The organism is Pseudofrankia coriaricola (assembly GCF_032027725.1).
Lineage (GTDB): Bacteria > Actinomycetota > Actinomycetes > Frankiales > Frankiaceae > Pseudofrankia.
This window is the reverse complement of record NZ_JASNFO010000088.1, coordinates 15,834-35,243: the sequence shown is the minus strand read 5'-3', so window position 1 is coordinate 35,243 and position 19,410 is coordinate 15,834. Positions and strand designations below refer to the sequence as shown.

At 70.9% G+C, this 19,410-nt stretch carries 14 protein-coding genes and 2 pseudogenes; 5 read left to right on the top strand and 11 right to left on the bottom strand.

What is annotated here, in order from left to right; genetic code table 11:
* Positions 1–26: 26 nt before the first annotated feature.
* Positions 27–1,265 (bottom strand): sensor domain-containing phosphodiesterase, encoded by a 1,239-nt coding sequence (locus tag QOZ89_RS36665; protein ID WP_312628482.1) that lies wholly within the window; start codon positions 1,263–1,265, stop codon positions 27–29.
* A gap of 252 nt (positions 1,266–1,517) precedes the next feature.
* Here QOZ89_RS36665 and QOZ89_RS36660 point away from each other — a divergent pair.
* A pseudogene (locus QOZ89_RS36660) lies at positions 1,518–1,946 on the top strand (dihydrofolate reductase family protein); the annotation flags it as partial.
* A gap of 294 nt (positions 1,947–2,240) precedes the next feature.
* On the opposite strand, the gene QOZ89_RS36655 reads toward QOZ89_RS36660, so the two are convergent.
* The 3 genes from QOZ89_RS36655 to QOZ89_RS36645 form a co-directional block, all read right to left on the bottom strand.
* The gene (locus QOZ89_RS36655; protein ID WP_071051858.1) at positions 2,241–3,077 is read right to left on the bottom strand and encodes an MBL fold metallo-hydrolase; all 837 of its coding nucleotides are present in this window, start codon (positions 3,075–3,077) and stop codon (positions 2,241–2,243) included.
* A gap of 291 nt (positions 3,078–3,368) precedes the next feature.
* Positions 3,369–4,319, bottom strand: a complete 951-nt coding sequence (locus tag QOZ89_RS36650) for a LysR family transcriptional regulator (RefSeq protein WP_071051859.1) — start codon at positions 4,317–4,319, stop codon at positions 3,369–3,371.
* A gap of 247 nt (positions 4,320–4,566) precedes the next feature.
* Positions 4,567–5,634 (bottom strand): hypothetical protein, encoded by a 1,068-nt coding sequence (locus QOZ89_RS36645; protein ID WP_312628481.1) that lies wholly within the window; start codon positions 5,632–5,634, stop codon positions 4,567–4,569.
* 269 nt (positions 5,635–5,903) lie between these two features.
* Here QOZ89_RS36645 and QOZ89_RS36640 point away from each other — a divergent pair, with 269 nt between their 5' ends.
* Complete coding sequence (locus tag QOZ89_RS36640) at positions 5,904–6,236, top strand: PadR family transcriptional regulator (RefSeq protein WP_071051860.1); 333 nt, start codon at positions 5,904–5,906, stop codon at positions 6,234–6,236.
* Complete coding sequence (locus QOZ89_RS36635; protein WP_312628480.1) at positions 6,233–7,330, top strand: hypothetical protein; 1,098 nt, start codon at positions 6,233–6,235, stop codon at positions 7,328–7,330. The genes QOZ89_RS36640 and QOZ89_RS36635 overlap by 4 nt, the downstream gene beginning before the upstream one ends.
* A 195-nt stretch (positions 7,331–7,525) precedes the next feature.
* On the opposite strand, the gene QOZ89_RS36630 is transcribed toward QOZ89_RS36635, so the two are convergent.
* The 3 genes and pseudogenes from QOZ89_RS36630 to QOZ89_RS36620 all read right to left on the bottom strand — a co-directional run.
* Positions 7,526–8,287, bottom strand: coding sequence for a class I SAM-dependent DNA methyltransferase (locus tag QOZ89_RS36630; RefSeq protein WP_071051862.1), 762 nt, complete (start codon positions 8,285–8,287; stop codon positions 7,526–7,528).
* A gap of 20 nt (positions 8,288–8,307) precedes the next feature.
* The gene (locus tag QOZ89_RS36625; protein ID WP_241842122.1) at positions 8,308–8,538 is read right to left on the bottom strand and encodes a hypothetical protein; all 231 of its coding nucleotides are present in this window, start codon (positions 8,536–8,538) and stop codon (positions 8,308–8,310) included.
* 71 nt (positions 8,539–8,609) lie between these two features.
* Positions 8,610–9,059: pseudogene (locus tag QOZ89_RS36620) on the bottom strand (aminoglycoside phosphotransferase family protein); the annotation flags it as partial.
* A 905-nt stretch (positions 9,060–9,964) separates the two neighbouring features.
* On the opposite strand from QOZ89_RS36620, the gene QOZ89_RS36615 reads away from it, so the two are divergent.
* A complete protein-coding gene (locus tag QOZ89_RS36615; RefSeq protein WP_131804130.1) occupies positions 9,965–10,321 on the top strand; it encodes a hypothetical protein in 357 nt (118 codons plus the stop codon).
* A 518-nt stretch (positions 10,322–10,839) separates the two neighbouring features.
* Here QOZ89_RS36615 and QOZ89_RS36610 read toward each other — a convergent pair.
* From QOZ89_RS36610 to QOZ89_RS36600, 3 genes are all read right to left on the bottom strand, one after another.
* Complete coding sequence (locus QOZ89_RS36610) at positions 10,840–12,249, bottom strand: FAD-binding oxidoreductase (RefSeq protein ID WP_312628479.1); 1,410 nt, start codon at positions 12,247–12,249, stop codon at positions 10,840–10,842.
* A gap of 79 nt (positions 12,250–12,328) precedes the next feature.
* Complete coding sequence (locus QOZ89_RS36605; protein ID WP_312628477.1) at positions 12,329–15,508, bottom strand: ATP-binding protein; 3,180 nt, start codon at positions 15,506–15,508, stop codon at positions 12,329–12,331.
* A gap of 215 nt (positions 15,509–15,723) precedes the next feature.
* The gene (locus tag QOZ89_RS36600) at positions 15,724–16,335 is read right to left on the bottom strand and encodes a TetR/AcrR family transcriptional regulator (protein ID WP_071051869.1); all 612 of its coding nucleotides are present in this window, start codon (positions 16,333–16,335) and stop codon (positions 15,724–15,726) included.
* Between the two features lie 90 nt (positions 16,336–16,425).
* Between QOZ89_RS36600 and QOZ89_RS36595 the strand changes: the two genes are divergently transcribed.
* Complete coding sequence (locus QOZ89_RS36595) at positions 16,426–17,955, top strand: FAD-dependent monooxygenase (protein ID WP_312628475.1); 1,530 nt, start codon at positions 16,426–16,428, stop codon at positions 17,953–17,955.
* Positions 17,956–18,052: 97 nt separating this feature from the next.
* Here the strand turns inward: QOZ89_RS36595 and QOZ89_RS36590 are convergent, their stop codons facing one another.
* Positions 18,053–18,763, bottom strand: coding sequence for a dienelactone hydrolase family protein (locus QOZ89_RS36590; protein WP_071051871.1), 711 nt, complete (start codon positions 18,761–18,763; stop codon positions 18,053–18,055).
* Between the last annotated feature and the right edge of the window lie 647 nt (positions 18,764–19,410).

Here is a 19,410-nt window from a genome sequence, read left to right as displayed (position 1 = left end):
CTGACAGAACAGTCCCTGCCGGGCTGTCAGCTCTGGCCGGCGGGCACGAGGGCCGGCCGGGTCACCAGGCAGGCGGTGTCGAGGTCGGCGGTGGGGCGGCCGAGGAAGAATCCCTGGCCGTAGTCGATGCCGGCGGTGCGTGCGGCGGTGAGATCGGCGGCGGATTCGATGCCTTCCGCGACGACCTGCGCGCCGATGCCATGGGCGATTCTGGCGAGGCCTTCGGCGACGGCCCAGTGGGCGGGATCGGTGGCCATGCCGCGGACGATGTACCGGTCGATTTTGATCACGTCTGGGCGTAGCTGGAGCAGGAGCTGGAGGCCCGAGTAGCAGGTGCCCATGTCGTCGATGACGATGTGCACCCCATGACCCCGCAGGATGGCGAGGGCGGCGAGCAGGTCGTGGTTCTCGTCGACGTACTCATGTTCTGTGATCTCCAGGGCGAGGCGCCTCGGGGCGCCGGTGGAGAGGAGGACGTCGATCAGCCCACTGGTCACGGTCGTGGGCGAGGCGTTCACCTCCAGCCGCACGTAGGGAGGGAGATCCGGGAGCAAAGCCAGGGCGCGGTGCACGGCGGTCGTCTCCAGCTCGGGGCCGAGACCGACCGCCGCGGCGTCGGCGAACAGCGATCCCGGGCGGGTGGAGTCCGGGAACCGGGACAGTGCCTCTACCGCGACGGCCTGGCCGGAGTGCAGGTCGACGATGGGCTGAAGGTGGATCTGCGGGCCGCCGCCGTCGATCAGGTCATGGACGCGGCGCCACATCCGGCTGCGCGCCTCCCACATGCCGTGCAGGTCGCTCACATACTCGGTGAGGAAATCCGCCAGGAGGCCCAGGAACCGGATGTCGCGGGGCCCGAGGAAGGGCAGCGGCTCCCGGCTCAGGCACCCGACCGCACCGTAGACGGCCCCATCGGCGTCGAATACCGGCATCGCCGCGTATGCGCCGATGCCGAGTTCGAGGACAGAGGCGGCGTTGGCCGTCCGCGGGTCGCGGTGGGTGTCCGAGATCAGCGACGGCAGCTCGCCGGTCAGGACACGGCCGAACAGCCCCTGTTCGCGGCGCATGCTGCACCCCGGCGCCAGCCCGAACATGCGGGCGTTGCCGCTGGCCTCCTGCATGATGAGCAGGTTCCCGTCGAGCCGGCCGAGACCGGCCAAATCCATCCGCATCCGCCGCCGCAGCAGCTCGAGCAGGTCTATGACGGCCGCGCTCGGTTCACGAACCTCGGTGTGCGGTCCCAGACAGGTCGGGCAGCTCGACATCCGTCTCCCCTCGATGCCAGAACTACCCGACCACGCAATCCCCACACACGGCCACGCTGAGTGAGCGCTGACCGGTCGTGCTGGCGGCATCCGCTGTGCCCTGGCCAAGCGTCCGCGGGGCGATGCGTCCGCGGGTGACGCGTCCGCGGGGTCGACCAGGACCTCGACCGCGTCCGCGGCGTGTCGAGATCGTGAGGTTGGCTCCGACCAGAGGATGGGACGGCCGCGGCGGGCGGCCGGAGTCGATCCAGAATGGAGACGCGGATGAGGATTCGGGCGCGGTTGGCGATCAGTGTCGACGGATTCGTGACGACGCCGACCGGGTGGCCGGCGCACACGGCCGACCCGGCGTTCGTCAGCGGGGAAAGCCACGGGATCAGGGAGTTCCTCGTCGGCTGCGAGGCGGCGCTGATGGGGCGGACGACCTTCGAGCCGGCGCTGAGCAACGACCGGTGGCCCTGGCCGGGCCTCGACGTCTTCGTACTCGGCTCGCAGCTACCGCCCGGCACGCCCAGCGATGTCGTCGCCGACAGCGACCCGGCGCGGCTGCTCGAGCGGATCCGGGCGACGAACCGCGGCGGGGACGTCCACCTCATCGGCGGACCGCGCACGATCAATGCGTTCCGCGTCCTCGGCGCGCTCGACACGCTGGAACTGGTCGTTGTCCCGCTGCTGTTCGGAGCCGGTCTCCGACTCACTCCGGCGCTCTCGCCCGACGCCGGGCTGACGTTCGAGAGCACCAGGCCCCTGCCCGGCGGTTCGGTCGAGATCGTCTATTCGTGCCACGCCGACCGCGCCACGCTCCCCCCGCGGCCGGCCGGCCAGCCAGACCTCGCCGATGACCGGGGCCTGAGCCCGGCGACGGGGAGCATGGGCGGGGGGCCACCGTGGCCGCGGCGATCAGGGCGACCGCGGCGGTCAGCGACCGCCGCCGGCCGCCGGTCGCGTGCTCCGCGTTCATCGGCTGGCCCCTCATCAACGAACCCCTCCCGAGGGACGAACATCGAAGGTGCGGCCGGGGGCGGCGAGGTGGACCGGTCCCCGGAAGGCGCGCTCGGCGTCCGCCTTGCGCGCTTTCAGCCAGGTCTCGTCGGCGGTGACGAAGTGGGTCAGAACGAGCTGCCGCACGTCGGCGGCGGCGGCCACGTCGCCTGCCTCGGCCGCGCAGAGGTGGCCGTGCGAGGTCACGTCGGGCTCCTCGAGGGTCGCCTCGGACAGGAGCAGATCGACGTTCTGGGCGAGCGGGACGAGATCGGGCGTGTAGGCGGTGTCCCCGGTGAAGGCGAACGATCCTTCCGGGCTCTCGATGCGCGTCCCGCAGTTGGGCAGTGAGTGGTTCAACCCGTGCATGCTGATCGCGCAGTCGCCGACGGTGAACGCGTCGGCCGGCTCGTACTCGTGGACCACGAACGCGACATCGAAAGACCGGTCCAGCATGGGAAACGACGGGACCGGGAAGGCCGAGGCGAGGATATCGAGCCTGGCCCGGCCGCCTTTCGGCACGTACAGCGGAACCGGAGGCCACTCGACCTGCGCCGCGCCGCGCAGGGTGGGAAGAAGTCTCGGGTCGCGGAGGCGGCCGGAAAGCAACGTCTTGCCCAGGGTCAGCAGGTCGTAGCAGTGATCCGCGTGAAGATGGCTGATTATGATCGCGTCCAGCTCGCTCGGGTGCGTGAGCGCGCTGAGCGCAGTGGCCGCGCCGGGGCCGCAGTCCAGCAGGAGCTTGGTCCTCCCCGTCGAGACGAGGTAACCGGAGCTGGCCTGGCCGTCCGCGGGCATTCCCTGACGGCAGCCCAAAACGGTCAACCGCATGTGTGGTCCCATTTCTCCCGATCGGGTTCAAGCCGACCTCGGCCGGTCGGTTCCGGGGAAATGGTGTCAGCGGGGAAACCGGCCTTCAATCACAGATCGACGATCGGTCGATCGCGAACCAGATTTCGAGTTGTTAACCTCCGCGCCGTCGGTTCGACGAACCTGGTCGCGACGATGTGCGACGGTTGGACGGCCACGCACGAACTGGCGGCCCACGGTTGACGCGGCCGAGGTGTTCGGTCGAGCCCGAGCCGGACCGGTGCCGGCGCCCGAAGGCGAGCGCCGCTCGCGCTACTCGCCTTCGGGCGCCGGGGCGAAGGCGTGCCCTTCCCGTTCACCGAGCGGCGAGGGGAACGGCGCCACCGCGGCCAGGCTGGCGAGGAAGGCACCGACGGCCGGCCGCGAATCCTGGCGCCAGATGGCTCGCACGTCGACCCGGGGGACCGGGTTGACGATCGGCATCGCGACCAGGTCGTCGGTGGGCCGCCGGGGCCGGGTATCCGAGACGAAGGCGACCGCCTGCAGCGTCTCCACCATCATCGCCGTCGCCCCGCTGTCCTCGACCTCGGCCGCGACCGTCAGGGAGATTCCGCGGCGCTCGGCCGCCGCGAACACGGTGTCGTGCATGGCGGGGCTGCGTTCCCGGCGCAGGAGCACGATCGGCTGGTCGGCGAGCTCGCCGAAGTCGACCTGCTCGCGGTCGGCCCAGGGATGGTGACGGGACACCATTGCGACGAGCGAGGCGGTCGAGACCCGCTGGGCCAGCAGCGGCCTGGGCGGCGTGGCGGCGTAGATGAGCGCTATGTCGATCTTGCCGTCGGACACGGCCGTGAGCTGCGGGCCGCTCAGGCCTTCCCACAGGATCGTCGACAACTCCGGATAGTCCTTGTTGAGCCGCCGGAGGGTCGGCCGGAGGACCTGCTGGCCGGCGGCGAAGTTGAAGCCGATCGTGATCTTGCCCAGCCGGCCGGACGCGGCCTCGCGCGCCGCGTCCACGGCCTTCTGCGCGTGTTCCAGTACCTGCTCGGCCTCGACGCGGAATGCCTCCCCGGCCGGCGTGAGGCGCACCGAGTGCGAGGTCCTGGCCAGCAACATCACGCCGAGCTGGCGCTCGAGGCGCTGCAGCTGCTGGCTCAGCGTGGGCTGGCCGATGAACAGCTTGGCGGCGGCCCGCCCGAAGTGCCTTTCGTCCGCGACCGCCAGGAAGTACATCAGCTGCTTGAGCTCCAGCCGGGTGTCCATCGCGCCTCCCCGGGCCACTGTAGGCGGGCCGCGGCAACAGCGGATGAATCGGACGTGGAGGCGGGCTGGCCGCCTGGCGCGCCGGGTGGCTCACCCCGTTGGATGACGCCCGGCACACGGTGACGCCGCGGTCGGGCCACCTCCTCCTGAGACGAGAGGGCCGGGGCATGGGCGGAGCCCCATTCGTCCTCCAGGCGTCGATGCCGGTGCGTGCTGGCCGGCCGCGGGCGGCCAATCGGCGAACGACCTACCCGGAGGAATTCTGCGAAACAAGATCTTCCTCGAATTCTTTTTCGGTTACCCAGGCCCCGTTTTTCACGAGGTAAGAATCTCTGTTCTTTGCCGCCGAAGTGCCACTTACCTCGTGCACCCCGAGAGTGAAGTTCTCCGGCTTCCCGTCTACGAAGTAGCTGATAGAGCCACTCCATTTGACGTACTGATCCGTGGTGGCCGAGATGAGGAGGGACAGGGTGTCGCCCTTGCTGAGATTCAATTGAAGTGACGGCGAGGTGGATATCTCTCCCCCGTCGGAGTTGCTTCTCGTGTATTCTGTGGTGGGAGGGTTCGCGTCCAGATTTATTCTCAATACGACTGGAAATATGGCCCCGCCGCTGCAGACGACCTCTGAACCGTCCAGTGGTGGTTGCCGGGAGATCAGATTGACATTCGTTCGGCCAAAATTGACGACGACATCGTCCAGTACTTGAATGTTAACGTATTCGACATTGGAGATCGCATCGACAGCCGAAGGTGCGTGGACCGTCTCTTCTGAGTCGCAAATCGATGTCGGAAGGGAGGGTCGCGATCCTGCGGGAATCGGCGTTCGGGTAATAAGAATACCTGAGCTGCCGCGCGCGTGGGTCAGTTTGACCGGAGATATCTGAGCGGTTCCCGTCGGCTGCGGACTTTCGGATTGGCCACCGGCAAGGCGCAGAGCAATGAGCGCGAAGATGCCCGAAATGACCGCGCCGGCAATGGCCGCAATAATTTGCTCGGACCGAGACAGTCGACGGATAAAGCCCCCGCCGGACGGAGCGCCTCCCCCGGAAGGGCCGTCTCCGCTGTCGCCAGGCGGAGCGCCTCCGCCGGAAGGGCCGTCTCCGCCGGAAGGGCCGTCTCCGCCGGAAGGGCCGTCTCCGCTGTCGCCGGGCGGAGTGCCTCCGCCGGAAGGGCCGCCACCGCTCATCGCATCCCCGTTCTGAGCATCGCTGGCACAAACATATTCGGAGCTGCGTCGGCGGATGGCAGTTAACCAATATTTCTGATGTGGTGGCTCGCCGGAGAGCGTCGCGTGCCGGCGTCGCGCAGCCGCCACGTGGCGTTGACGTGAGCCATGTCTCGAGGTGTGGGTCCGGACTACCAGGACGGCGTCAGTGCGCGTCGTCGCCGGCCTCCTGCGCGACGGCGCCCAGACCGGCGGTCCTGGAGATCCGCCCGCGTGGGCTCGCGTGGTGATTCTCGAAGCCGAGGCCTGACGGCCGGGGCGCTGTTCTCGCGCAGAAGGCCGACGGGCTCCCGTCGAACCCCTGCCTTGCCTAATATCCTGTAATCCGATATATATCGGGCATGGTAACCGGACGGACCATGACCGAACCCGCGTTCTTCATCCTGACCGCGCTGGTGGGTGCGCCGTGTCACGGCTACGGCATCGTCGCCGAGGTCCGCGAGCTCTCCCAGGGCAGGGTGCATCTCAAGGTCGGAACGCTCTACGGGGTGCTGGATCGCCTCGTCGCCGACGGCCTGGTCGGGCTGGATCGGGAAGAGATCCAACAGGGCAGGCTGCGTCGGTACTACCGGCTTACCGAGCAGGGAGCCGATGCCCTGGCCGCGGAGGTGGCGCGCCAGACCGCCAACGCCGACGTCGCCTCGCGGCGGCTGCGCGCGCTGCGCGCCGCGAGCGCCGGCGGTTCCGCGTGAACATGCTCGAACAGCGTTACCGCGCCGTCCTGAGGCTCCTGCCCCGTGCCTACCGGCAGGCGTGGGAGGACGACATGGTGGACACCTTCCTATCCGGTGTGCCGGAGTCCGACGATCCCGAGTTCGCCGAGATCGCGCGGCCGAGCTGGCCCGAGATCGCCAGTGTGGTCGCCCTGGCCGTGCGCCTGCGTCTCGACGCGGTCCGTTCCCACCTGGGCGGGGCGGGCGCCTCGCCCAGGGATCTGGTCTGGGGGGACGCGGTCCGGCTGATCGCTCTCGCCGGGCTGCTCGTCCACTCGGTGGCGGCGACGCTCGCCGTGGCGAACATGCTGTGGCTGAATGGGCGAATCCCCGGGCTCGCACCGCCCGATTTCGCCGTCGCGTTCGGTTTCCATACCGGCTGGCGCGACCTGTGGACCAGCGGGTTCGTCTGGATACCGGCCTTCGTCGCTCTCCTGCTCGGGTATCGACGGGTGGCTCAAGGCCTGGCCGTGGTCGCCGTCGTGCCCGCGCTGCTGAACGCCGTCGCGAACGTCTCGGCACTCATCGACAGCTCGCCGCCGGTCGCCGTCCAGGTAAGCGGGCTCGCCGCAGAGGTGCTGCTCAACACCGCGTCTGTGTTTGCCGTGCTCGCCGGTTTTCATCGCGACGCCCCGCTGGTCCGGCGCCCCGCGTGGTGGCTGGCCGCCTATGCGGCCCTCTTTGCCGGCATTCTTGGTGTGGAGGTCACCAGCTTCCATGGCGGGCTCCCGCTCGACGATTCCTTCATCTACACCCTTCCGTTCCTGACTGCCGCCGTTGTCTGCCTCGGCGGCCACGCTCGCCGGTCGGCGAGCGAGGGCCCACCCTGGGCGCTGGCCCTCGCGATACTCGCTCCGGTGATGCTGGCTACCCAGACGACGACCGTGCTCGAAAACGACCTCCTGCCGCTCGGCACGACCCGCTCCACGCTGATGGCCCTGGCCCTGGCAAAGATCGTGGCCATTCTCCTCGTCACCGGGCCACTCGCGTTTCTCGCGGTGCGCTCACTGCGTCGACGGCCACCGGCGCCCGCGGCGCCCGCCGTGCCGTCAGGACCGCCTGCGACCCGATGACCGGAACCCGATGACGGAGACTGAGCGCATGGCGTCGGCCCGGGTCCGGCCATGGCCTGTGGGGTGGATCTCGGCTTCCTAGGCGCCATAACCGATGAATGGATGGCTGCGGCCGGGGGCGCGGTTCTGTTCGGAGCCGGGACTCCGACGATCCCACCCGATCCGCGTGGTGTGGTTATCGCGTGCCGCTGGCGGTCAGGCGGTCGCCACGAACGTCCAGACATGGGAGTCCGGTGTGGGCGACAGCCCGGCCTGGTAGTCGGCGTGCACGGTGACGGCGGTGAAGCCGGCCTCCCGGAGCAGGGCGGCGAACCCGTCCAGGTCGTACCGCTGGAGGCTGAAGTTCTGCAGCTCGGTCTCGACCAGCCGGCCGTCGCGCCAGCGCTCGTAGCGCAGCCAGCTGCTCACGACGCCTTCCTCCGGCTGCGCCGGGGGAAGGGAGCTGAGCGTCAGCATCTCGTCGCCGAGCCACCAGTGCCGCAACGGCCCAGGGCTGGTGGACTGTTCGAGCGGCTCGACGTCGACGATCAGCCGCCCGCCCGGCCGCAGGCTTTCCCGGAGGTTGCGCAAGGCCTGGGCGGCGCGCTCACGGCCGGTCACCAATGCGAACGACCCGGTCGGGATCACGACCGCGGCAAAGGCGGCCGGTTCCTGAAAGGTCACCAGGTCGGCCTCGAACAACACGGGGTCCAGCCCGTGGGCGGCGCAGTTGTCGCGGCAGATCGTGAGCATGGCGGGCGAGGGGTCGAACCCGCGTACCCGGAATCCCGCCTGCAGCAGGGGAATGAGTATCCGGCCGGTCCCGACCGCCGGTTCCAGGATTTCGCCGGAAGTCCCGGCCAGCAGGTCCCGGTAGAACTCGACATCGCCAGAGGACGTCCCGACGGGCTTGTCGAGCTGGTAGACCAGCGAACAGAGCGGACCGTAGTCCGAGGAAGTCCTGGACGACCTGTCCACCCGCTCCGGTTCTCCCGTCGTCATGCTTCGGCGGCGGCGCTGGTGGCGGCGGCGCTGGTGGTGGCGACGGCGGAGGCCTCGCGCAGCGCGGCACGGACGGTCGCGGCCGGGTCACCGGCGTGGTAGATGCGCTCGCTGGGCTCGATGTTGTCCAGGAACTCCTGGTACCTGACCGCGTAGGAGAGCTGGCCGAGGGGCGCGGCGACGGCCAGCGCGCGGGCCGGGTCGCTGCCGGGCATGCGGTCTTCCACGCCGTCACCCACGTGTCGGCGGCGTACGCCGCCGACACGTGGTCGGTCAGGAAGTCGCGGAGACGCAGGCCGTCGAGGACCGGATTGCCCACATGACTGTCGGCGAAGTCGAGGATCGTCGTGCGCCGCCCGTCCGATCTCCAGTTCCCCGGGTGCAGGTCGCCGTGGACGAGGGTGTCCGGCAGCCCGCAGGCGGCCAGCTCCGCCATCAGGCCGGGCAGGCGTCCGGCGAGGTCGCGGGCGGCGGTGAGATCGTCCGGGCCGAGCTCGCCGCCCGTCTCACCGTCGAGCAGCTTCGCGACCTGCTCGACCAGCGTGGGCATGGTCCGGTCCGGCAGGCCGCGGGGCAGCGCCGCGGGGTCGCGGGCCAGCACCGCCTGGGCGGCCACCAGCTGGCCGACGGCCGCGCGGATGGCGGCCGGTGACGCCTCCCACCTGTCGGTGCCGGGCGCGTGTTCCAGCAGCATGCGGCCGGCGGCGGGGTCCGCCGCGATCACGCGCGGTACCAGCTCGGGGTCCACCCGTCCGAAGGCGCCGATCACGGCGGCCTCCGGGGCGGCGAACGGGGGAGTGGTCTTCAGCCAGGCCGGCCCCCGCGCGGTCGGGAACCGGAACAGCCCCGCCAGGTTCCAGGTCTTGACCTGCTCCGCCGGCCCGCCCGCCGGTCGGCCAGCGGTAGCCAGCGCCACCCGCGCCCAGTTCAGGATCTCGGCGAGGCCGTCGGGCGTCGCCCAGCTCGCCCGCGACGCGACGTGCCCGGCCAGCTCGTCCTGGTCGCCTGGCTGGTCGCCGGGCCAGGGCGTGAGCCGCCGGGTATTCGGCCGGCCGAAGGCTTCGACGTGGTAGCGGACATGTCCATGGCGGGCACCGTCACCGCCGTCGACGCCTGGCAGGCGCAGCACCAGCACCGGCGCGCCGAGCTCCTGGCGCAGCCGGGCGACGACCGGTTCGACGTCGGCCCACCACGGGGTGTCCGCCGGAAAGGGACCGCAGGTCCCGAGGCAGTCGTCGCCCGCGGTCACCACCGCGCTGAACGTCCGGCCTCGCGTCACCTGGCCAGTGTCGAGGGTCGATGGTCACCCGGCAAAGCATTTTGCCGTTCCATCCCACCTGACGTATGCAGAAAGATGCCTGCATAATCGGCGGAACCGCGGGCCGCCCGGGCGCCTCGCTTCCCGGAAGCCGACGCTCGGTGGGGACGGGAGACCGCATGATCCGACAGGGCTGTCCACGGTGGTTGGCGCTCGCTGTGCCGCTGGTAGCGCTGTTCGTCGCGACCACGGCCGCGGGCTGCGGAGGTGGCGTTTCGGCCATCCCGACGTCCGGGCAGGACACACCAACCGGTTCAGGTGGGCCGTTCTCAACACGGCTTGTGGTGCCGGACGCGCCGATCGTCCAGGGAACGACCGTCGAGGCGCGTCTCGAGGTGACAAACCATACTGGCGAGCCACGCGACCTCGCGCCGCCGGGCACGTGCAAGCAGAAATGGGGCCTCGGCCTGCGGGGCGCCACCGCCGAGGCGGCGCCGTACGTCACCCTCCTCTGCGAACGGGGGCCCCTTGTCATCCCAGCGGGCACCACCAGGTTCCCGCTCAGCATCCGCGCGAGTTACACGGCCTGTTCCCAGAGCACCCCCGCACCCACCGCGAACCCCTCCTCCCCGCTCTGCGGGCCGGGCAACACCATGCCGCTACTCCCCGCCGGCGACTACGAAGCCCGCGTATACGGCCTCTCCGGCATCCCCGAACCCGCCCCGGTCACCGTCCATCTCGTGCCCCGCTGACCATCGGAGCGCCGGAGGAAATGCTGGTGACCGGCGGCCGGGGCGGCGCGGCAATCCCGTCAGACCACCACCGGTCCCATGATCCGGTGAAATGTTCAGTGCCAGAGCGAGGAAGGCTAGTTGCTCGACTGATCGGCGTGATGTGGGTGCTGCCTCGGGCGATGTGTGCCCGGTCGACGGGTAGAGCGGAGCGGCGGCTCGGTTGCTTCTCTCCCTCGTCGTGGCAGGTGCCCGGGGGATTTCGGGCGTCGTGTCAGACGCCAGGGGCGCGAAACGGTGCTGGTTGTGACTCTGATGTCGGACAGGATGAGCTCGCGGCCGCGCGAGCGCCCGGTCGGCGCTCCGACTGAGTCCGGGCCGGGCTCCAGGCGGGGTTGGCTCTGCGATCGCCAAGGCGTTCCCCGGGTGATTGCGTTCTTGCGTGCCAGGGCCCCGAACATCCCACCGGATCATGGATTCGGCCATGATCCGGTGGCATCGTCAGCGCTGCCCCGCTCAACGGTCGGCGGGTTTTCCGGTCAGGGCTGTGACGGCGGGATGTTCTGGTTCAGCTGGAACAGGTTGGTCGGGTCGTAGCGGTCCTTGACCGCGACCAGCCGGTCGTAGGTTTCCCGCGGGTACGACGCACGCACCCGGTCCACGCTCGCCTCACCAGTGAAGTTGACGTACGTGGCACTGTCTGTGCCGACCCGGTCGGTTGCCGTGCGCGCCCAGTCGACGACGGCGTCGAACCCGTCGGCGTCGGGAGTGCGGGCCACCACGTTGAGGATGAAGTCCGCGTCACGGGTGGCGAACGCGGTGGCGTCGCTGGGCGTCCGGGACACGGCCCCGCCGAGATGGTGGATGTGCAGCTCGCTCAGCGGGTTGGGCGCCGCGTGGTAGGACTCCAGGATCGACGCCGCGGACGTGCTGTCGAGGCTGGGGAGGAACGCCGCCCGGAAGTAGTTGTGCAGACCGCGCGGGTACAGCGGGTCGATCAGCGACTGCATGGCCACGTAGGGCATCGGCCCGAAGAGGTCGGCGATGGGCGGTGCCAGCTCACGGAAGCCCCGGGTGTGGCGGTCGCCGTCGGCCAGCGGCCCCGACCACATGCCGAGAACGGCCACGACCGGCTTGCCGTGCACCGACTCGGGCAGGAACGGGACGGGCGGCGCGGTGGTCAGGTTGATCACCGTCGACAGGCCGTCGGGCGCGGCGGCGCACATCTTCTGGTAGCCGTCGAGGATCTCGGCGGCGTGCTCGCCCGGGTAGAAGACCCCGCCGGCGAAGACGGTGGGCCCGACCTCGTGCAGCGCGTACTCGAACGAGGTGACGACCCCGAAGTTGCCGCCCCCGCCGCGCAGTGCCCAGAACAGGTCCGGGTGCTCGTCGGCGCTGGCCCGGAGGAACTGGCCGTCGGCCGTGACGATGTCCGCCGAGACGAGGTTGTCGGAGGTCAGCCCGGCGCGGCGGACGAGCCAGCCGATCCCGCCGCCGAGGGTGAAGCCGGCGATTCCCGTGCCCGACACTAGCCCGCCGGTCACCGCGAGCCCGAAGGCCTGGGTCTCGTGGTCGAGGTCCTGCCACAGGTTGCCGGCCTGGGCCACCACCCGCCCGCGGCCGGGGTCAACCCGGACCCCCTTCATGGCCGACAGGTCGAGAACCAGCCCGCCGTCCACGGTGGAGAAGCCGGGAATGCTGTGCCCGCCGCCGCGGATGGCCAGCGGCAGGTTCTCGCTGCGGGCGAACTGCACGCCCTTGATGACATCGGCGACTCCGGCGGCCCGAAGGATGAGTGCCGGGCGCCGGTCGTGCGCCCCGTTCCAGATCGAACGCGCGTCGTCGTACCCCGCGGCCTCCGGCCCGACCAGTTCCCCGCGCACGGACTGGGCGAACTCGGCAAGGGTGGCCTCACCCAACGCCGGCGGCTGGTGCTGTGTCGTTGTCATGGAATTTCCTCCTGGGCACCGGTCCACGATCTACGACGCCACGCTAGGGAGACGACCCTCAGCAGGGCCTTAGCAGGGCTTAGCGGGCCTCATCCAACGCGGCGGCGCGGGAGCGGCCGATCTGGCAACCGACCTCGGTGAACAGCGCGGCCGCTTCCCCGCCGTGGCGTCGCGCGGCCTGGGGAGCGCCACCGGCCAACGCCAGCTCCGCGGCGAACTGCAGCGCCCAGGCGGTCAGCCGCGGGTACCGCTGCGGCCGGAACGCCTCCACCGCCTGCTCCGCGAGACGCCGGCTCAGGGCCAGATCGCCGGCGAAGAGCTCGACGACGGCGAGATCCAACAGGCCGCCGGCCACGCCGGGACCGTCGTCGACCTCTTCCCCTCGGGCCACGGCGCCGCGGGTGAGCCGGCGGCCGGATTCGACGTCACCGGCCGCGGCCTCGCCCAGGCCGAGGTTGGCCAGTGTCAGAGTCTCCCCGCGCCGGTCGCCCAGCTGGCGGCGCAGGCGCAGGGCACTGTTGAGATGGGTCCGCGCCGTGCCGTACTCGCCTCGGTCGCGTTCGATGCAGCCGAGCTGGTGCAGGGCGAGAGCCGATCCGGCGTCGTCGGCAACGGTGTCGAACACCTCGGCGGCGCGACGGACAGCCGCCGCCGCCGACCCGAGGTCCCGATCCAGCCGGTGCGCGCTACCGATGGCCGACCACACGTACCCGGGAGCCTGCGCCCGCCCGACCTGGCCGCCGATCAACGCGGTCTCCTCGAAGGCCGGAACCCACCGCCCCGCGCAGGGAATCAGAACCACGGCCATGGTGACCGCCGGGAGGAACGGCGGGGCCTCCAGGGCCACCCGGTCGACGGCGGCCAACGTGTCACGCAGCAAGGCCAGCGCCGTCGGCACGTCCTCCTGGAACAGAGCCACCATGCTGCCCAACCAGTGGGCGGTGGCCGCCATGGCGGGAGAGCCGAGCTCCTCCGCCTGGACCCGTCCCCGGGCCGCGGTCTCGGCGGCCGCCCGCACGTTGCCGGCAACGGGTTGGAGGAAGGCGGCCCGCAGCCGGGTGAAGCCGACCTCCACCGGCGAGCCGACACGTTCCGTCGCGGTGACCGCGGCGGCGCCCAGCTCGGTGAACCGAGAGACCCGCCCTTGCCGCGCATCGAGCAACGCCAGCGCCAGCAGCGCCCGTGGCCGTTCCACCGCGCTCGGTGACGCGACCGCGAGCGCCTGCTCCAGCCACGCCGATCCCTCGGCGAAGTGCCCCCGGGCCAGCCAGAACCGCCACAGAGCGACGGCGAGGCGCAGGGCCTGGTCCGGACTGGACCGCAACGCCCGCCCCAGGGCCGCCCGCAGGTTGTCGTGCTCCTCGTCGAGCAGCTGGGGGCGGACCACCCCGACGGTGTGCCGGTCAAGGTCGTGATCGTCCGCGAGCGTGACAAAGTACGCGCAGTGCGCCGCCTCGACGGCGGCCCGTTCCCCCGCGGCGACCAGCCGCTCGTGCCCGAACTGCCGGATCGTGTCGAGCAGCCGATACCGGGACCGATCGGCGCTTCGCTCCACCTGCACCATCGACTTGTCCACCAGCCGGCCCAGACAGTCCAGCATCATCGGCGGCGCGAGCGGGCTCGCGGCGCAGACACCTTCGACGGCGCCCAGGTGGAAGCCGCCGCCGAACACCGACAGCCGGCGCAGCAGTACCTGCTCGTCGCCGGTGAGCAGGTCATGGCTCCATTCCAGGGTGGCCCGCAGCGTGGCGTTACGGGTCATCCGGTCGCCGCGGCCCAGCACCGTCAACGCGTCGCCCAGCCGCTCGGCGATCTCGGCGGGCTCAAGGTGGGCGAGGCGGGCGGCGGCCAGCTCGATCGCCAGCGGCACCCCGTCCAGCCGCCGGCAGATCTCCACGACGGCGGCCCGGTTCGACGCGTCGAGCTGGAAGTCGGACCGCACGTCGCGGGCCCGGTCCACCAGCAGTCGCACCGCCTCGTGATCGAGCGCGCCGGCGACCTGTTCAGTACCTGCCGGCACGCCCAGCGACGGCACCCGCATGGTCACCTCGCCAGGTACGTGCAACGGTTCTCGGCTCGTCGTCAGTACCCGCAGCTCGGGGCATGTGCGCAGCAACCGCCGGACCAGATCCGCGCACGCCTCCACCAGGTGCTCGCAGGTGTCCAACAGCAGCAGCACCTGCCGCGCGGCCAGCCGGCCGACCAGCGCCCGCATCGGGTCGGTACCCGCGGCGGGATCGAGCCCCATCGCCTCGGCGACCGCGTCGGGCAGCCGCTCGGCGGTCGTCACCGGCACGAGGTCGACGACCCACACGCCGTCGTGGTACCGGTCGACGAGCCCGCGCAGCGTCTCCTCAGCCAGCCGGGTCTTCCCGACCCCGCCTGGACCGGTCAGGGTGACCAGCCGTGCGCGCGACAGTTCTCGGCGCACGTCGGCGATCTGCCGCTCCCGCCCCACGAAACTGGTCAACGGCGGCGGGATGTTGCTTCGGGCCGCCAGCGGGCGCGATGCCACCGCGGTGTCGACGCTGCCCGCCAGCAGCTCCCGGTAGAGCCGCCGGGACTCCGGGTCCGGGTCGCTGCCGGAGGCATCGGTCAGGTTCTCGCGCAGCCGCTCATACAGCGCCAGCGCCTCCGACCGCCGACCCTGCTCGGCGACCAGCCGCATGAGGCCACGCACGGCGGGCTCGTGCAACGGATCAGCCTCGACAGCACGGCGCAGCGATTCCAACGCCGCACCCGCCTGCCCGGCCCGGACCGCCGCCGTGGCGTGGGCGACCAGCAGGTCGCGGAAGGCCTGGCGCAGGTCCTCACGTGGCGTTCTCGCCCAGTCATCGAAACGGTCCTCGGGCAGGAGCTCCCCGGCATACCCGTCAATCGCGGCGGCAAGGTCCGTCACCTGGCGGGTGGCCCAGGCGCGCGTGGCCAACCGCCCGAAACGGTCGACGTCGGTCTCGACCGCGCCGTCGCCGTGCAGCAGGACGACGCCGTCGCGGATCACCAGCACCGCATCGTCCCGGCGCGCGTCGACCAGCTCCCGGCGCGCCACGTGCAGAGCCTGGTGCAGGTTGTTGGCCGCCGCCGCCGGACCCAGGTCCGGCCAGAGCAGGTCAAGCAGCCGGTCCCGGTGCGTGCGCTGCTCGGGAGCGAGCGCCAGTACCTTCACCAAGGTCCGCGACTTGCGCAACCGCCACGGACGAGCGGCCATGTCACGGCCGTCGATCTCGACCGCGAACGCCCCCAGGAGCCGAATCCGCATTGATCACCCCTCGATCGGCCCAGCGTAGGCCCGAAGCGCGTCACCCGGTGTCGCGTACCTGACCTGGCGTATCCGCCGGCGAGTCCGGCGCGTGGGCTACCTGAGTCGTCGGCTCACGTGGATCATGGAGTCCTGGCGGGAGTGCTCGCTCTTCCCTGCCGCGGCGGGCCGAGTCACCGGGCCCTCACGGTCGGGTAGGTCATGGCGGTGGCTGCTCAGCCCCGCGCGCCCTCGGCCGGCGGGACCCGCAGGAGGGTGCGCTCGGCGGTGACGAGCAGGCGGGCGGCGACGTCGTCCACCGGCAGGCCGCGGCCGGTGTGCAGGGCGTCGAACGCCTCGAAGCCGGTGAGCGTCCACAGCACGTCGACGGCCACGTCCTTCGCGACGGCGAGCAGGCCGTGCTCGTCGAGCCGGTTGGCGAGATGGATCAGCCCGCCCAGGCGGCCCTGCTCCATCCGCTCCAGCGCGCCCTCGAGCGAGGCCGCCTCCGCGCGCAGGGCAACCAGCGCATCGCGCTGCCGGCCGTAGATCCGGGTGTTGGCGACGACGGCGCCGCGCAGATGGGTGAGCGGGTCCGGGTCCTGCACGGCCAACACGAGGTCGGCGAAGCCGCCCCGCTCGCTGACGTCGCGCAGCAGGGCGTCGAACAGCCCGGCGCGCGAGCCGAAGACCAGGTAGACGGTCGAACGGGCCACCCCGGCCTGGCGGGCCACCGCGTCCACGCTGGGGATCTTCGGGAGCTGGTCGTACACCGTGTCGAGGATGCGCCGCCGGGTCTGCTCCGCGCTCTGCGCCCGCAGCCGCTGCTCGTACCGCCGGGTGGCCATGACGCCAACCTTACATTCGATGGACGGCCTGCCCGACAGAAGACAGTATGCCTGATGAAAGACAAGCTGTCTCGCGAAATGAGGGTCGTCATGACCGTTCTCGTCGTCGGGGCCGGCCCGGCCGGTCTCGCCACCGCCATCACGCTCGCCCGCTACGGCGTGCCCACCCTGGTGGTGGAGCGCCGGCCCGAGTCGTCCCCGCTGCCTCGGGCCACCGGGATCAGCACCCGGACCATGGAGCTCATCCGTTCCTGGGGGCTGGAGGAGCGGGTCCGCGCCGGCGGGGTCGACGTCCGCTGGCAGGCCTGGATCGGGCCGAGCCTCGTCTCGCCGCACGGGACCGCGCTCGACACCATCTGGCCGCGTCCCGACGTGGTGTCCCGGCTGAGCCCCACCGCGCCGGCCTGCGTTCCGCAGGACGTCCTGGAAGCGGCCCTGCTCGACCACCTCACCGGATTCGCCCACGTCGAGGTGCGGTTCGGCACCGAACTGGTCGCGGTGCGCCAGGCCGACGGCGTCGTCGAGGCCACCCTTCGCGACGTCGGCAACGGCGCGGTCAGCGCGTGCCGGCCGGCCTACCTCGTCGCCGCCGACGGAGCCCACAGCCCGGTCCGGAACGCGATCGGGATCGAGACGGACGAGGTGGGCGACGACGACGGCCCGCGCGGGGTGCTCGGCTCCCCGTGGCTCGCCGCCCGCACGACCCTGTTCACGGCGCCGCTCCCCGAAGGATCGCTGTGGGACGTCCTCGGCGAGCGCCGGCACCTCATCTACACCATCACCAACCCGGAGGCGGGCGGCGTCCTGCTTCCCGCCGGCGACGGCCGCTGGATCTTCGGGCAGGACTGCGACCCCGACGCGCCCACGCCCGCCTACGAGGCCCTGGCCGACCAGATCGCGACGGCGATCGGCCTGCCGGGCCTGCGGCCGACCATCCTGCGCACGGGAACGTTCAGCTTCGACGCGATGATGGCCCGCCGCTACCGTGATGGCGCGGTGTTCCTCGTCGGCGACGCGGCGCACCGCATGACCCCGCGGGGCGGCACCGGGCTGAACACCGCCGTCCACGACGGCCACGACCTCGGCTGGAAACTCGCCTGGGTCATGCTCGGCTGGGCGTCCCCCGAACTGCTGGACAGCTACGAGACCGAGCGTGAGCCGGTCGGGCGCCGCAACACGACGCTGTCCGCGCAGTCCTTCGGCTCCTACCGAGACCCGGCCGAGGAACTGGACTTCGACCTCGGCGGCCGGGTGACACACGCCTGGGTCGGCCAGGCGGGCGGCGACGCGGACCGTGGCATCACCACAACCCACCCCGGCGCCACCCGGCGGGTCTCCACCCTCGACCTCCTGGGGCCTGGCCTGACCGTGCTCACCGGGCCGGAGACGCCGGCGACGGATGGACAGCCGCTCGCGCTCGCGCTCGGTGGCACGCTCACGTCACGTGTCCCGGTCAGGACGTGCCGGCTCGACGGGCGCACCGCCGAAGCCCTCGGCATCCCGGCCGGCGGCTCGCTGACACTGCGCCCGGACGGCAAGCCCGCCGTCCACAGGGCACCCGAGCTGGTTCCGTCTGGGGCGAGCAGCTCCTGGTTGACGTCGGTCGCGGCGAGGAAATAGGTCGGATAGCCGCGCGATTCCCATGGCATTCGCCGCCCGGCAGCGCGCGTTCGTGTCGCCCGGCGAACGGAGGAGCCTGTGGTGTCCGCCCGGACGTCTAGAACACTTCGTCGAACAGGTCGGTCATGGCTCGCCAGGATCGTTCGTCGGCGTGCTGGTTGTACTTGATCGCTGGGAGTTGGGAGCCGTCGGCGGCGGGATTGGTGAAGCTGTGCGCGGCGCCGCCGTAGAGGTTCATCCGCCAGTCGACCCCGCCGTCGCGCATTTCCTGCTCGAACGCGAGGCGCTGCTCGGGCGGGATGATCGGGTCCTCGGTCCCGATGCAGACCAGAATCTTACCGGTGATGTTCGCGGCGTCCTGCGGCCGGGTCGTCGAGAGCCCGGAGTGGAAGCCGACGACGGCCTTGAGGTCGGCCCCGCCCCGGGCCAGCTCGAGGGCGAGCGTGCCCCCGAAGCAGAAGCCGATCGCCGCGACCCGGTCCGGGTCGGCCAGCTCATGGTTGAGCAGGATGTCCAGGCCGGCCTGGCCGAGGGCCCGCACCCGCGCGGGATCCCCGGCCAGCTTGCCGAAGCGCTGGCCGGCTTCCTCGGGGGCCAGCTTGCGCCCGCCGCCGTGGTAGTCCAGCGCGAAGGCCACATATCCCAGTTCGGCCAGCCGGCGGGCCTTGTTCCGGGAGTGGTCGCTGAGCCCGTCCCCCTCGTGGCAGACCAGCACGGCTGGTCGTGGGCCGGGCTGGCGGTCGTCCACCGACAGCTCGCCGATCAGACGCAGATCCTCGTACGTGTACTCGACGTCAGCCGTGTGCATCGATCCTCCTGGCGGTCTACATCCCGCGCCTGCACAGGATGGGTGCCTGGCGGCGGGACGAGGCCGTCCGCCGCCGGGCGTAAGCCTCCCAGACAGCGTCCGAACCTGGGCCGGACGGCTACTCGTACTCCGTTCGCCCCGCGGCCATGATCGGTGTGGCGCCGTTCGTGAGCGGCCGGCTGTAGGGGGCTCGAACTCACGACCGGAGGATTGTGATAAAGATGCTCCGGAATTTCGGCATACATATGTTGGTGTTGTTGAATATCGTTCCAGATCGTTTTCGCCTGACGTACACGAGGACCTCGCGGATCGTGCTTCCTGACCCGAATCCTCCAGGAGGGAGAGGTCTCGTTGGCTGCTGAGAACTGGCAGGAGTGCGTTCGCTCGCTTCTTGTCGATGCCCGACTGATCTCGGTCGGAAGGGCTCTGGACATGCTCATCCTCGCGGAGTACGACCAGACGTCGTTCGACCCCGACTACCCGACTGAAGGGCCTCCGGGAATCACGCCGAGCTGTCGTAGCTGTGTGAGGACGTCGACGACTCCCCAGATCTCAGCTACCAACTGGCCTTCGGCCTGACCAACGTGACCAACCAACAGCGCCGCGCCCGCTACGCCTCCCGCCGCACCCGCCCAACCTGGCTACAC

Coding starts and splice junctions, on each gene's coding strand:
- QOZ89_RS36665 (WP_312628482.1), bottom strand. CDS start 1,265: ATGTCGAGCTGCCCGACCTGTCTGGGACCGCACACCGAGGTTCGTGAA.
- QOZ89_RS36655 (WP_071051858.1), bottom strand. CDS start 3,077: ATGCGGTTGACCGTTTTGGGCTGCCGTCAGGGAATGCCCGCGGACGGC.
- QOZ89_RS36650 (WP_071051859.1), bottom strand. CDS start 4,319: ATGGACACCCGGCTGGAGCTCAAGCAGCTGATGTACTTCCTGGCGGTC.
- QOZ89_RS36640 (WP_071051860.1), top strand. CDS start 5,904: ATGACCGAACCCGCGTTCTTCATCCTGACCGCGCTGGTGGGTGCGCCG.
- QOZ89_RS36610 (WP_312628479.1), bottom strand. CDS start 12,249: ATGACAACGACACAGCACCAGCCGCCGGCGTTGGGTGAGGCCACCCTT.
- QOZ89_RS36605 (WP_312628477.1), bottom strand. CDS start 15,508: ATGCGGATTCGGCTCCTGGGGGCGTTCGCGGTCGAGATCGACGGCCGT.
- QOZ89_RS36600 (WP_071051869.1), bottom strand. CDS start 16,335: ATGGCCACCCGGCGGTACGAGCAGCGGCTGCGGGCGCAGAGCGCGGAG.
- QOZ89_RS36595 (WP_312628475.1), top strand. CDS start 16,426: ATGACCGTTCTCGTCGTCGGGGCCGGCCCGGCCGGTCTCGCCACCGCC.
- QOZ89_RS36590 (WP_071051871.1), bottom strand. CDS start 18,763: ATGCACACGGCTGACGTCGAGTACACGTACGAGGATCTGCGTCTGATC.